The organism is Rhodococcus sp. GQ147, assembly GCF_059759155.1.
Map to the genome: position 1 here is coordinate 16,729 of NZ_JCAXDU010000008.1, position 13,672 is coordinate 30,400.

Below are 13,672 nucleotides of genomic sequence, written 5' to 3' on the forward strand. Positions count from 1 at the left end.
AAACTGATCCGAAAGGCACGACATGACCACCATCGAGCAGTCGGGTACGCCGTCGGTTCCACCGGACTCCGGCACACCGACCACCAGAACCCCCTTCAAGCGGGTTCTGGCCGGCAGCATGGCCGGCGCCGTCCTCGAGTGGTACGACTTCGCGATCTACGGCATCCTTGCCGCGACCGTCCTCGGCCCTCTGTTCTTCCCCAGCGGCAACGCCGTAGCGTCCTTGCTGATGGCACTCGCCACACAAGGACTCGGGTTCGTCGCCCGGCCCCTCGGCGGCATCGTCTTCGGTCATCTCGGTGACAAGTTCGGGCGCAAACCCATCCTGGTGGCGACGTTCCTCATGCTCGGCGGTGCCACCGCTGCGATCGGCTTGCTGCCGACCTACGGCCAGATCGGTATCTGGGCCACCGTCGCCCTCGTGGTCCTGCGCATGATCCAGGGCTTTGCCCTCGGTGGCGAGTTCGGTGCCGCAGTCATCCTGGTCAGCGAATACGGCGAACCCAAGCGCCGTGGATTCTGGGCGGCGTGGCCGCAGTCCGGAGCGCCGGCCGGTACCGTCCTGGCCACCGTCACGGTCGGCATCCTTGCGGTCGTCTTCCCCGGGGACGCCTTCGACAACTGGGGCTGGCGCGTCGCCTTCCTCCTCGCCGTGCCCCTGCTGATCATCGGCTTCCTGATCCGACGGGGTGTCGAGGAATCTCCGGTCTACCAGGCCGCACAGGCGAAGGCCGAGTCCGCCGAGGACAAGGCCGTACGCAAGGAATCGTCCAGCATCATCGCGGCCCTGCGTAAGCCGCGCCCGCTGCTCCACGGCCTCGGCATGCGCCTCGGCGAGAACATTGCGTTCTACGTCTACACGATCTTCGTCATCGCCTACGCCACGACCTATTTCGACTACACGCGCGGTGCCATCGTCACCACCGTCGCCTTCGCGTCGGTCTGCCAGTTCCTCGGAATGATCGGCGGCGGATGGTGGTCCGACCGGGTGGGACGCAAGATCGCCATGCTCGTCCCGGCCGTGTCGCTCGTCATCTGGGCGCCGATCTTCTTCTCCCTGGTGCACACCGAGAACATGACCGCGCTCGGTGTGGGTGTGTGCGTCGGCGCGCTGCTGCACGGCATGCTCGCCGGCCCGGAAGCCGCATGGATCACGGAACTCTTCCCCACCAAGTACCGCTTCGCCGGTTCGTCGCTGGTGTTCCAGGGCTCGTCGATCATCGCCGGAGCGCCTGCCCCGTTCATCGCGGTGTGGCTGGTCGACCGATTCAGTGCCACCGCAGTCATCGTCTACCTGGTGATCACCATGTCGATCACGGTGATCGCCGTGGCCACCAGTCGCGAAACCAAAGGTGTCGATCTCGACAAGCTTGAAGAACTCTACTGAGCACACCTTGATGTCGAGCCCCACCGACGCCGTCCCCGGCGCCGGTGGGGTTCGGCTTTTGCGAAACAACTTCGCGCGGTGAAACGGGGTTCGCCCGGCGTGTTGCAGGGGCGAACCTCGTTTCACCGCGTCAACCGGTGGGGGTCAGACGCCCTCGGGCGCGAGCACGATGTCGAACCGGGCCTTGGCCCAGGAGCTGTCCCCGAGGTCGCGTCCGTCCGGCGTCGGGGTGCCGGGCGCCTGCTGCGCGAACTCCTTGACGAGCGAGTCCTTCACGCCGAAGACGCTGTCGCCGATCTCGAGCTGCGGGTCGCCGTCGACGAAGATGTGGGTGACCAGGGTCCGCAGCTCGTCGGCGCTCACCATGAAGTGCAGGTGCGCGGCACGCACGGGTGAGCGACCGGTCGCGTCGAGCATCTTCCCCACCGGACCGTCGTGCGGGATGGGATACGGGACGGGTGTCAGTGCCCAGAATCGGTAGGCGCCCTGGTCGTCGGTGAACAGATGCGCGCGACCCGCGACACGCCCGTCGGTGTACTGCACGTCGTAGAAGCCGTCCTCGTCGCACTCCCACACCTCGATGCGAGCATTGGGCACGGGGTTGCCGTCGGTGTCGGTGACGGTGCCCTCGATCCAGCACGGCTGGCCCGACGCGCCGCCGGCCATGTCGCCGCCGAGCGGGATCTCGGGTGCGTCCTCGACGAAGAACGGGCCGAAGACGGTCGCGTCGGTCGCACCCTTGTACGCCTGGTTGTTCACAGCGATGGTCTGCATCGACGCACCGAGAACGTCGGAGAGCAGGACGAATTCCTGACGCTTGTCGTCGGTGATGTGCCCGACGGCGGTGAGGAACTCGATGGCCTTGTTCCACTCGGCTTCGGTCAGGCGCACGTCGCGGATGAAGGCGTGCAGGTGCGTCGTCAGCGATTGCATGATCTGCTTCAGCCGCGGGTCGGGGGTGTTCTCGAAGGACGCCAGCACCCGGCCGATCAGTTCTTCTTCGAGGGCCTGTTGGGCGGGGGTGGTGCGGGTACCGGGTTCGACGGTCATGGCCGCTGTCCTTTCTACGACGGGAAGTTGTCGCCGGCGTGCGCGCTGCGGAGCAGATCGCGCAGGTCGTCGGCGGAGACGGAGCGAGGGTTCGACGGGGGTACGACGGGCAGGACCAGCTCGACCGCTTCGTCGATATTCGACTCGTCGAAGCCGTAGTCCTTCAGCGCGCGCGGAGCATTCAGCTCGGCGCGCAACGCGTTCAGGCCGGCGACGGCGGTATCGGCACCGAAGGCCGCGGCCATCCGGCGTTCGGCATCGGGCGCTGCCGGCGCGTTGAACGCCAGCACGTAGGGCAGCACCGTGGCGTGGGTCTGGGCGTGTGGCAGGTCGTAGGCGCCGCCGAGGACGTGACAGATCTTGTGATGCAAGCCCGAACCGGCGGAGGCGAACGCCACCGCCGAGAGGTAGGCGCCATAGAGGGCCTGTTCGCGCCCCTCGAGATTCGACGGGTCGGCCTGGATCGCCGGCAGTCCTTCGGTGAGCGCCCGGATGCCTTCGGCGCCGAGTGCCCGGTTGATCGGGTCGGCGCGCGGTGCCCACATGGAGTCGACGCAGTGCGCGAGCGCGTTGAGACCCGACGCCACCGACAGTTCTGCCGGCAGCGACAGGGTGAGCTGTGCGTCGTAGACGACGCTGACGGGCAGCACCGCTGTGTCCACGCCGGTGGTCTTCCGCGAGGCCTCCGTCAGACCCCATACGTTTGTTGCCTCGGATCCGGCGTAGGTAGTGGGCACCGCGACGATCGGGATGCCGGACGTGAGTGCGACGGCCTTGGCGAGTCCGGTGGTGGAGCCGCCTCCGACGCTCACGATCAGGTCGATTGCATGCTCTGCGGCCGCCTTTCGTGCAGCCTCGGCGCGCTCGACCGGCACGTGCGGGGCGACACCGTCGTGGAAGACGGCGACGTCGATGTCGCGGCACACCTGCTGCGCCACAGTCTCTTCGGCGGGTGAGGCCACGACCATCACGCGGGTCGCGCCGAGGCGGGACACCTCTCCGGCAGCGTTCTCGGCCGCTCGTCCCGCCCCGAACAGCACGCGTTGACCGAGGGTGACGTGGTGGAAATCCATAGCCATGGTCGATCTTCCTTTCACGCGGCCGGGGTGGTCACGTCGACGGTCAGGTGGAGGCCGGCGAGGATCGTGTCGAGCGAGGCCTGCAGCCCGGCAGTATCCGACGCGGTGGCGGCGACATAGAAGTCGGGTCGCAGAATCACGAACTCCGCTCCGATCTCGTCAAGCCATGCGCTGTACGTTCCGTCGACGTCCGTCACGTCGCACTCCGCTTCTCCGATACGCACGCAGCGACCGTCGAGATCGGCCCACCGCCGCGACTGTTCGACGGTCAGCAGGTCGGCCGGTGACTCTCCACGTCCCAGGATGATCCACCCGCGCCCGACCACGTCGTCGAACCGTCCGGACCGGCCGTTCGCCTCCACGATGCCCTGCACCGACAGTTCGCCTGCGTGCGCGGAGCCTTGCTGCCAGATACCCGGTCCGAGAGAGGCGATGTCGGGGACGACCGGAGCGCCGTCGGACGAGGCTGCCTCTGCGATCATGCGACGATCTCGCTCCGCCGCCTCCTCGGGGTCGGCGATGCAGATGACCTGCCCGAGACGCATCGAGAAGTCGATGTAGTGACGCACGTGCCCCTTGCGTTCGGTGCCGTACGAGTCGAGAACGGCGTCGTCCGCCCGGCCCGACAGCACCAGGTCGAGGCGCCACGCCAGGGCGACGGAGTCGCGCAGGCCCGCACACATACCCTCGCCCGCGAAGGGCGGCATGAGGTGTGCGGCGTCTCCCGCGATCAGTCCCCTTCCGCGACGCCATGTCTCGGCCCAGCGCGCCTGGAACCGGTAGACGGCGGAGCGTTCGAGCTCCGCATTGTCGGGGTTCACGCCCCACGGCTCGAGCAGTCGCCAGGCAGATTTCTCCGACGCGAGTTCGGTCGGGTCCTCGCCGGGCAGCACCATGTACTCCCAGCGGCGCCGGCCGGGGCCGCCGGGAACGATGGTCGTCGGTCGCACCGGGTCGCACAGCTGCCAGTGAGTGGGACCCAGGTCGGGCAGGTCGCCCTTCGGGATCATGTCGAGGATCAGCCAGTCGAAGAAGAAGCCGTGGTCGGTGAAGTCCAGCTCGAGGGCTTGCCGGACGAAGCTGTTGGCACCGTCGGCTCCCACGACGTACTGCGCGCGGATCTGTTCCTGCACGGACGCACCGGCGATGTCGGTCACCGTGCCGCTGACGGTGATGCCGTTCGCGTCCTGTTCGAGACCCACTGCGGTCCAGCCGCGCCGGATGGTCACCGTGGGCAGTTCGGCCGCGACCTCGCGCAGACGTTTCTCGAGCTCGGGCTGGGAGAACCAGTAGCGCGTGCGCCACCCCGAGGCAGCGACGGACTTCCAATCCACCTCGAGCAGGGTCTCCCCGGCGGCGTTGCGCCAGTAGTAGAGATCGTCGTGGAACTCGATCGCCGGATCGTCGTCCGAATCGATGCCGAGAACGGCGAGGATGCGGGCGATCTCGTGATCGAACGTCACGGCGCGCGGCTGCTCGTAGGGGGTGGGCCACTTGTCGACGACGGTGACGCGATGCCCTTGCCGGCCGAGAAGGACCGCCAGGAGGGTGCCGACCGGTCCGCAGCCGACGACGGCGACATCGGTGTCGAACTGTCGGACGTCGTCCGCGGGAAGAGTGTGGAGGTTCGTCATGGCGAGTGGCCTTTCGGGTGATCTACGTCATACCGACTGAGACCATGGTGACATAGTCCTCAATATTGAGCAATCCCTCAGTTTTGATTGCATGCTCATATCCCTGTTCGCCTGGCGTACGGTACGGACGTGCCCACCACTTCGAACGAAGCCGCAACGCCTGCCACGTCGCGCCACCAGCGCCGACGCGAGAAGACTCGCGCGCGCCTCATCGAGGCTGCGCGCACGTTGGTCGCCGAACGGGGCGTGGACGCGGTCGGACTGTCCGACATCACCGAAGCCGCCGACCTCGGCGTCGGCACGTTCTACAACTACTTCGCGTCCCGCGAAGAAATCGTCGAAGCCGTCGCCGAAGAATCCATCGAATCACTCGGCGCCCGTATGGATTCGATGACCGAGGACATGCCGGATACGGCGGAGAGGTTCGCGTCGTCGCTGCGGCATCTGGTGCGACACGCGATGAGCGACACACTGTGGGGATGGTTCGTCGTCCGACTCGGCATCGCCCACCCGAAACTCATCGCCATCCTCGGTCCCCGCGCCGCGCGCGACCTGCGCTACGGCGTCGACGCCGGCCGGTTCACCATCACGGATATCGACATCGCGACGGCCTGCGTGTTCGGCTCTCTGCTGTCGACGCTGCACCACGTGGTCTCGGCCGAGGCTCCCGAGAACATCGACGAGATCTACGCACGGGCGATGCTGTGCATGGTGGGGATGGATCCCGCGGAAGCGGAAGAAGTCGCCACGCGCCCGCTGCCGGAACTGCCCTGACGGGCGTCGTTCAGAGACGTTTCAGGAAGCTGAAGAAACCGGGGGTGTGCACCTCACGCAGACGCGTGAGTTTGCGGTAGGAGATCAGCCAGACACCGTCGACCTTGCGGTACTCCTCGTGGTAGTGCCCCCACCCGTGCAGCGACTCCTCGACGCCGTCGTTGTCCCACCACAGCTGATCTTCCATCGCCCAGATCCCGCGGGCGGTGGAGTCGGATTCGAGGACGATCTCCGGGCAGTGGCCGTGGTGCGCCGAGGTGATCGACACCGGTCCGTCGAGGAAGTTGCTGATGGCGCGGGTGAGTGCCTCGCGTCCGACGACACGGCCGGGCTGTTCGCCGGTGCGGGGTTGTTTGTCGCTGGGGAGTCCGCCCCACGTCTCGCTCACGACGTCCTCGGTGTGCAAGGTGGGGTACAGCTCCCACTGCTTGGTGTCCATCACCCGCAGCCGGGCCGAGAAGACCTGCTCGATCTCGTGGATGGCGAGAAGCTGTTCGGCCGCAGACAGGTCGCTGGTCGGGCGGTCCGTGGTCTCGGTCATGGCGATCCTTCCGGAGCGGGCGGTCAGCTGCTTGTCTACCGATCGCCGGACGGAATCTCCTGCGACATCCCGTTGATCGGAACAACCGGCATCCTCGCGCGGTGAAACGGGTCCGGCGCGGCGTGTTGCAGGGGCGCGCCTCGTTTCATGGCGTCAACATGGGCGCGGGCCCCTCCGAGTTGCCCAGGATGTTCCGTTCAACGGAAACACCGGTGCGCGCTCACATCACAGCTGGGACTGTTCGACACGCCACACCTGCACAGCGCAAGTCGCTCCGTGCCCCGGAGCACCCCTCCACGTAGTCCCGGCTCGTCAGCAGCCGATTCCCAGGAAGAGTCACCGTCATGGGCCAAGTATTGGACAGGATCATGCAGCACGCGGACGAGATCCGCAGTGAAGGCATCGTCGGCGACGAGCAGATGCGACTGTCGGACATCTCGGCGAAGCACCTGCGCGACTCCGGCATCATCCGCATGTTGCAGCCGAAGGAATTCGGCGGCGCGGAAGCCCACCCCCGCGAGTTCGCCGAGACCGTCATGTCCATCGGCGCTCTCGACGGTGCGACCGGCTGGGTGGCAGGCATCGTCGGTGTGCATCCGTGGGAGCTCACCTTCTTCGACACGAAGGCCCAGGAGGAGATCTGGGGCGACGACAACGACATGTGGATGGCGTCGCCGTACGCACCGATGGGTGTCGCTGTGCCGGTCGACGGGGGTTACATCCTCAACGGCCGCTGGTCGTTCTCGTCGGGTACCGACCACTGCGGTTGGGTGATGATCGGTGCTGCCGTCGGCGACAAGGACGGCAACCGCACCGGCCAGGTCCTGCACGTGCTGCTCCCCCGCTCGGACTACGAGATCGACGCGGACAGCTGGAACGTCATCGGCCTGCGCGGCACCGGATCGAAGGATCTGATCGTCAAGGACGCGTTCCTGCCCGAGTACCGCACGATCGATGCGGACATCGTGCTCAGCGGAAACGGCTGGCGACACGCGGGTCGCGACGAGACGCTGTACAAGTTCCCCTTCTCGTACATCTTCCCGCTGGGCATCACCTCGTCGCTGATCGGCATGACCGAGGGCGCGCTGGCCTGCTACATCGCCGCGCAGAAGGAGCGCGTTCAGGTCACCGGTGTCCCGATCAAGGAGGACCCGTACGTCCTTTTCGCGATCAGCGAGGCGGCCGCCGAGATCTCCGCGTCGCGGCTCGCGTTGCTCGAGACCGTCGACCGGTTCTGGGACAAGACCGACCGCGGTGAGGAGATCAGCTTCGAGGAGCGCGCCATCGGCCGGCGCACCCAGATCTCGTCGGCGTGGCGTGCGGTGCGGGCGATGGACGAGATCTTCGCGCGCGCCGGTGGCGCGGCGGTGCACCTGAAGACACCGATGCAGCGCTTCTGGCGCGACGCGCACGTCGGTCTGACCCACGCCATCCACGTGCCGGGCATGATCTACCACTCCGCAGCTCTCACTCAGCTCGGTGGCGACCCGCAGGGCCCCTACCGCGCAATGATCTGATTCCCTTCCACTTTCGAGGACGACGACATGACTGAACTGAGAGGTCTCGGCTACCTCCGAATCCAGACGCAGGATGTGCCGCGCTGGCGCGCCCTGCTGCTCGACGGGCTCGGCATGGCCGAGGGAACCGGGCCCGAGGCCGACGGCTTCTACGCCCGCATCGACGAGCGTCGCTCGCGCATCCAGGTGCTGCCTGGCGAGTCCGACAAGGCACTGGCCGTGGGCTGGGAGGTGCGTGACGAGTTCGCGCTCCAGCGCGTGCGTGAGGCCGTAGAGAAGTCGGGACGCACCGTCGAGGTGCTCTCGCACAAGGAAGCGACCTACATCGACGCCGAGGGTGCCATCGCGTTCGAAGATCCGGCCGGAACCCGCCTCGAGGTGTTCTTCGGGCCGGTGCTCGACCACAGCCCGGTCGTGACGCGGTTCGGTGGACACTGGGTGACCGGCGGCCTCGGCCTGGGCCACGTCGTGCTGCCGACGGCGAACTTCGCCGAGACGTACGAGTTCTACACGCAGGTGCTCGGTTTCCTGCCGCGCGGCTCGATCCGCCTCGACGAGGACGGTCTCGTGCGCGTCCGCTTCCTCGGCATCAACGAGCGGCACCACAGCCTCGCGCTGTGCCCGGCTCCGCCGAACGAGGAACCCGGCCTGGTGCACTTGATGACCGAGGTCGACACCCTCGACGCGGTCGGTCAGGCCCTCGATCGGGTGAACAAGCTCGACTTCTCGATCTCGTCGACACTCGGCCGGCACACCAACGACAAGATGATCTCGTTCTACGTTCGTGCACCCGGAGGCTGGGACCTCGAGTTCGGCACCGAGGGCATGCTCGTCGACGAGCGTCACTACACGTCCGAGGAGATCACGGCAGATGCGTACTGGGGCCACGACCAGTCGGGATCCGAGCCGTTGAAGGCGTTCCTGCCACCCACTGCCTGACACCCCACGGTCCGTCCGACGAAATGCACCGCGACTTCCGGTCGCGGTGCATTTTCGTTGTTCCTGAAATTCGTTCTTCCGCGGAGCTCCGAGTGGCGCTACAGTCGTAGATACTCATTGATCGGTCGATCAATCAACGAACATGCCACGGAGAAGACCATGCCCGAAGTCCTCCCCACCCCCTCGTCCGTCATGGATCGCCTCGGCCTGCTGCTCGAACCGTTCCGCGACACGGACGGCCTCACCCTCACCGAGCTGTGCCGACGGACAGGCTTCCCCCGTTCGTCCGCTCATCGGATGCTTCTCCAACTCGTGCGGGTCGGGTGGATGCGTCGCAGTGGCACCACCTATCACCTCGGTCCGAAGATCGTCGAGCTCGGCGCCCTCGCGCAGGCACACGACCGGATCCACAGCGCCGCCCTCCGCTCGATGTACGACCTGCACCGAGAGACCGGTCTCGCCGTTCACCTGACCGTTCTCGACGACGACCAGGTCGTCTACCTGGAGAAGGTGAGCGGCGCGCAGTTCACCGACACCACATGGGCGGGCCAGCGGCGCCCCGCCGAGGACGCCGTCGCCGGCCTGGCGCTGCTGGCGCGACGCGACGGAACCCACCCCGCCCTGACGGGCAGCAACGGGCACTCGCTCGTCGGCGGTGTCGTACACGGAGGCGAGTGCTTCCGGCACGCCGTCGCCGCCTTCGCCGCGGGCGACGGCGAGATCGCCGCACTGTCGCTGGCCGGCCCGGTGGAGGCGATCAGCGAGGACGCGGTCCGACGGTTGCGTCGGGCCGCCGACCATCTGGAGACGACCTTGACCGCGTGACCTCACACCCTGTCAACCGATCCGCTGATCAATCGATCAGTCGATGATCTCGATGCATTGCGAGGATCCCATGGCACTCGACGACGAGTTCTCCAACGCCTTCATCGCCCGCGTGGCCGGACTGCTGGACGAGTTCCACACCGGCGATCGGCTCACCCTCTCCGAGCTCTCGACTCGCACGGGTCTGCCACGCTCGTCCACCCACCGCTTGCTCACACAGCTCGTCGAGCACGGCTGGGTGAGCAAGCGCGGCAAGACCTACGCCCTCGGACGCACCCCCCTCGAATGGGGCGCGTTGGCGCGGAACCACGACCGTCTGCACCGAGCAGCCCACCCCGTCCTGCACGACCTGCATTCGGCGACGGGTCTCGTCGTGCATCTGGCCGTCCTCGAAGGTGGCGACGTGCGCTACGTCGACAAGATCGGACGTGGACCCCTCGTGCTCCCTTCGCGCATCGGCGGGCGGCAGCCGGCACATCGCACCGCCCTCGGTAAGGCCCTCCTGGCCCACACCCGACTGCACGCCTCCCTTCCTGCAACAGGATGCACGTACCCCAGTGCCCCGAGAGCAGAGCATCTGCTGTCCCGCAACGAGATCGCACATATTCGCGAGCGACGTGTCGCGCACGAGCGTGAGGAATCGGTGCCGGGTGTCGCGTGCGTGGCGGCGCCCATCGGAAACGGGCAGACGTGCGTGGGCGCACTGTCCGTGACAGGACCCGTCGACATCGTCGACACCGTCGGCCTGGCCACCCCGGTCCGGCTCGCGGCGCGGGCGGTGTGGCGTGCCCTGTCCCCGAGCGAATCTCGGCCACACCTCACCCGATCGGTGGGTCAGCGCACCAGCGCCTGACCTCCGTCCACCGGAAGCGAGTGGCCCGTGATGTAGCGGGCGGCCTCGCTGCACAGGAAGACGACAGCGGGCCCGATATCGGTTTCGGGATCGCCGAGCCGGCCGAGCGGGATCGAACTCGCGTACGCGGCCGCTTCGTCCGGTTCGCGTTCCGCCCACTCCTGCATGGCCACCGAATCGGCGAGCGGCAGAATCGAATTGACACGGATCCCGTCCGCCGCCCACTCACAGGCGGCGGTGCGGGTGAGAACCCGGATCGCTTCCTTCGCAGCGGCGTATCCGCCCGTCCCCGAGGGGTTCCACCGGATACCGGCCGCCGATCCGAGATTGACGATCGAACCACCGCCACGCAGGTACGGATGGCAGGCCCGCATCATCCGCCAGGTCGCGGTGGGCCCGGATTCCATACCTCCGCGGTACACGTCCTCGTCGAGTTCGAGGAGCGTTCCCGGCGCCGGCGACTGCGCGTTGTTCACCAGGATGGACAGTCCGCCGAACTCCTGCACCACGGCGGCGACCGTCTCCTCGACCGCCGCACCATCGGTCACGTCGCACACATACGGCACCGCGCGACCACCACGGTCGGTGATCTCCACGGCGGTCGCACCGATCGTCTCCGCGGTGCGACCCACGACAGCAACAGCGGCGCCGGCGGCGGCGAGCGCGAGTGCAATCCCCCTCCCGATGCCCTGGCCTGCGCCGGTCACGAGAGCTGTGGCGCCTGCCAGCGGCGTAGCGGGAACGATCGGGTCCATCCGGGACACGGCCATGCATACTCCTGAAGACGTGAATAACATGAACCCATTGATCGGTTGATCAATGGGTGTGGCAGAATACGGTCCGAAGCAGGCCTGTACGGGCCTTACGAGAGGACGACGGTGGACCCGCAGGAGCGAAAGCGGCAGATACTCGACCGGTCGGCGGAGATCTTCGCCCGCAAGGGGGTCACCGCCACCACCATCCGCGAGATCGCGGACGCGGTCGGTGTCTATTCCGGAGCGCTCTACCACTACTTCCCGTCGAAGGAAGCGATCGTCACCGAGCTCATCCGCGAGTACATCACCGACCTCAACGAACGATGCCGCGAGGTGCTGGCGCGGTCGCTACCGCCCGTCGAGCGACTCGTGGCATTCACACAGATCGCACTGGAGACCTCCGAGGACTACCACGGAGCAACCTCCATCTGGCGACGCGAAGGCGAGTACATGCGTGAGCGCGTCGTCGAGGCCGACATGGTCTCCTCGGCCGACGCCATGCAGGTCGCGTGGCGCGAGGCCATCCGCGACGGCATCGCCGAAGGCGTCTTCCGTACCGACATCGATCCCGAGACGTTCCGGGAACTGATCTACGACGCGGTCTGGCACGCCTCCCGCTGGTACCGGCCCGGTCCGGACCGTACTCTCGCCGCCCTCGCGCGCACCATCGTGTCGGTGTTCGTCGACGGTTTCCGTCGCCGCGAAGCGTGATCCGTCCCGCCGCACGCAGCGGGACGGATCATCGGATCACTCCGCCGAACCGGCGAGGTTCTCCTCGACCTCCTTGTGCCACGACTCGAGCGCACGCGAGGTGTCCACCTCGAACTCGAAGCGCTGCGTCATCTCGGGCGTGACGTCGTCGAGGTCGACGTAGAACTGGTTGTACCAGCGACGCAGTTGGTAGACCGGGCCGTCCTCCTCGGTGAGGAGCGGATTCTCGATGCGGGACTTGTGCTTCCAGATCTCGATGTCCTGGGCGAACTGCTCCTCGAGACCGTCGGTGAACATCTTCGCCATCTCGGCGGCCTGCTCCTCGGACATACCCTCGATCTTCTTGACGATCGTGCCGAACTGCAGCACGAACGAGTTGTTCGTGACCGGGTAGTGGCAGTTGATCAGCTTCGACTCGATGGTCGTGCCCTCGGAGACCGTGTAGATCGTATCGAGCATGAAGGACGGACCGTAGTAGAAAGCGTCCGAGATGGTCTGCGCCTCCGGCAGATCCATCTGCACACCGGTCTTGATGTCGTCGCGTCCGTAGGAGCGCATGTGCTGGCCGGCGATGTGCCCGTCGAAGACGTTCTTGAAGTACTCGGGCATCTGGAAGTGCACGTAGAAGAAGTGCGCCATGTCGACGACGTTGTCGACGATCTCGCGGCAGTGCGAACCCTCGACGTGGATGGTCGTCCACGTCCAGTCGCTCCACTGACCGTCCTCGTAACCCTCGATCTCGGGGATCGCGAGTTCCGGTGTGGGTTCGCTGTTCTGCGGGCAGTGCCAGACGAACAGAACACCGTTGCGTTCCATCGTCGTCCACGCCTTGGTGCGACCGAGCTTCGGCGTGCGACGCGCGTACGGCACGGCCTCACAACGGCCCTGTCCGTTCCAACGCCAGTCGTGGAACGGACAGGCGATGGTGTCGCCCTTGATCTCGCCGCGCGCGAGGTTCCCACCCATGTGCCGGCAGAAGGCGTCGAGCACGTGCAGCTTTCCGGCCGTATCGGCGAAGACCACCAGATCGGTGCCGAACACCTTGACCTGGTGCGGCTTTCCGTCACGGAAATCCTTGGCGAGGCCGATGCAGTGCCATCCGCGCGCGAAGCGGGTGGGGTTGGTACCTGGATCGATGTTGCGGATCTCGATCCGCTCCTGGGGGACGGTCATGTTTTCTCCTGCGCTGACGAGGGGTGATGGGGCTGACGAGAGTCGAAGGCGAGCGACGATCACCGGGCTGGGGCGACCGTCTCCGTGGAAGCGAGAGGAGCGATCGTAGGATCGATCCGGTTCCCGGTCCGGATCACACCGTCGGCCACCGCCTCGTCCACGGTGCGATCGAGCGCTTCGCACCGCATCACGTAGGCACCCGGACCAGCGGTGGCGATCTCTCGGCACGACTCCCGGGCCTCGTCGGACCATTGGATGCTGGTATGAGCGGGGCTGTACTTCGCGACGAGCACACGAGCGCCGCAGGTATGACAGGCGAGCGACTGCATTGTTGCCGGTTCCCTTCCTCGGATGAGCCGAGACTAGGAACCGCGATGTGTGCGGCGACACAGCTTTTCAGCCCAGCGGGACAAACGGAGTTCTAGCGAACGCCC

13 protein-coding genes are annotated in these 13,672 nt (G+C 66.6%); 7 read left to right on the forward strand and 6 right to left on the reverse strand.

Translation table 11 applies throughout. From position 1 onward, the window contains the following. The first annotated feature begins 22 nt into the window (after positions 1 to 22). Positions 23 to 1,387, forward strand: a complete 1,365-nt coding sequence (locus tag AC6CID_RS11185) for an MFS transporter (protein WP_498353962.1) — start codon at positions 23 to 25, stop codon at positions 1,385 to 1,387. Positions 1,388 to 1,531: 144 nt separating this feature from the next. Here AC6CID_RS11185 and AC6CID_RS11190 read toward each other — a convergent pair whose 3' ends face one another. Genes AC6CID_RS11190 through mhpA form a run of 3 tightly spaced genes read right to left on the reverse strand, consistent with a single transcriptional unit; the run spans position 1,532 to position 5,150 of the window. Beyond that, positions 1,532 to 2,437, reverse strand: coding sequence for a dioxygenase family protein (locus AC6CID_RS11190; protein WP_006553078.1), 906 nt, complete (start codon positions 2,435 to 2,437; stop codon positions 1,532 to 1,534). A gap of 14 nt (positions 2,438 to 2,451) precedes the next feature. Beyond that, positions 2,452 to 3,516, reverse strand: a complete 1,065-nt coding sequence (locus AC6CID_RS11195) for a maleylacetate reductase (protein WP_037217882.1) — start codon at positions 3,514 to 3,516, stop codon at positions 2,452 to 2,454. A 14-nt stretch (positions 3,517 to 3,530) separates the two neighbouring features. Then, positions 3,531 to 5,150: a bifunctional 3-(3-hydroxy-phenyl)propionate/3-hydroxycinnamic acid hydroxylase MhpA gene (gene mhpA, locus AC6CID_RS11200; protein WP_498353963.1), complete on the reverse strand. Its 1,620-nt coding sequence runs from the start codon at positions 5,148 to 5,150 to the stop codon at positions 3,531 to 3,533. 129 nt (positions 5,151 to 5,279) lie between these two features. On the opposite strand from mhpA, the gene AC6CID_RS11205 reads away from it, so the two are divergent. Then, positions 5,280 to 5,924 carry a TetR/AcrR family transcriptional regulator gene (locus AC6CID_RS11205; RefSeq protein WP_006553081.1) on the forward strand — a complete coding sequence of 215 codons (645 nt, stop codon included), beginning with the start codon at positions 5,280 to 5,282 and terminating at the stop codon, positions 5,922 to 5,924. A gap of 10 nt (positions 5,925 to 5,934) precedes the next feature. On the opposite strand, the gene AC6CID_RS11210 is transcribed toward AC6CID_RS11205, so the two are convergent. After that, positions 5,935 to 6,465 carry a nuclear transport factor 2 family protein gene (locus tag AC6CID_RS11210; RefSeq protein ID WP_498353964.1) on the reverse strand — a complete coding sequence of 177 codons (531 nt, stop codon included), beginning with the start codon at positions 6,463 to 6,465 and terminating at the stop codon, positions 5,935 to 5,937. A 344-nt stretch (positions 6,466 to 6,809) separates the two neighbouring features. On the opposite strand from AC6CID_RS11210, the gene AC6CID_RS11215 reads away from it, so the two are divergent. From AC6CID_RS11215 to AC6CID_RS11230, 4 genes are all read left to right on the forward strand, one after another. Further along, on the forward strand, positions 6,810 to 7,982 hold the full coding sequence (locus AC6CID_RS11215) for an acyl-CoA dehydrogenase family protein (RefSeq protein ID WP_006553083.1): 1,173 nt from the start codon (positions 6,810 to 6,812) through the stop codon (positions 7,980 to 7,982). A gap of 27 nt (positions 7,983 to 8,009) precedes the next feature. Next, entirely contained in the window at positions 8,010 to 8,921 is a 912-nt protein-coding gene (gene bphC, locus AC6CID_RS11220; protein WP_006553084.1) for a biphenyl-2,3-diol 1,2-dioxygenase, read from the forward strand. A gap of 159 nt (positions 8,922 to 9,080) precedes the next feature. After that, complete coding sequence (locus tag AC6CID_RS11225) at positions 9,081 to 9,746, forward strand: IclR family transcriptional regulator (RefSeq protein WP_019290970.1); 666 nt, start codon at positions 9,081 to 9,083, stop codon at positions 9,744 to 9,746. Between the two features lie 70 nt (positions 9,747 to 9,816). Continuing rightward, positions 9,817 to 10,599: an IclR family transcriptional regulator gene (locus AC6CID_RS11230; protein WP_498353965.1), complete on the forward strand. Its 783-nt coding sequence runs from the start codon at positions 9,817 to 9,819 to the stop codon at positions 10,597 to 10,599. Here the strand turns inward: AC6CID_RS11230 and AC6CID_RS11235 are convergent. Continuing rightward, positions 10,581 to 11,369: an SDR family NAD(P)-dependent oxidoreductase gene (locus AC6CID_RS11235; RefSeq protein ID WP_006553087.1), complete on the reverse strand. Its 789-nt coding sequence runs from the start codon at positions 11,367 to 11,369 to the stop codon at positions 10,581 to 10,583. The two genes, AC6CID_RS11230 and AC6CID_RS11235, sit on opposite strands and share 19 nt — an antisense overlap. Positions 11,370 to 11,477: 108 nt before the next feature. Here AC6CID_RS11235 and AC6CID_RS11240 point away from each other — a divergent pair, with 108 nt between their 5' ends. Next, entirely contained in the window at positions 11,478 to 12,065 is a 588-nt protein-coding gene (locus AC6CID_RS11240) for a TetR/AcrR family transcriptional regulator (RefSeq protein ID WP_019290968.1), read from the forward strand. A gap of 36 nt (positions 12,066 to 12,101) precedes the next feature. Here the strand turns inward: AC6CID_RS11240 and AC6CID_RS11245 are convergent, their stop codons facing one another. Then, a complete protein-coding gene (locus AC6CID_RS11245) occupies positions 12,102 to 13,238 on the reverse strand; it encodes a 3-ketosteroid-9-alpha-monooxygenase, oxygenase component (protein WP_019290967.1) in 1,137 nt (378 codons plus the stop codon). Positions 13,239 to 13,672 lie beyond the last annotated feature (434 nt).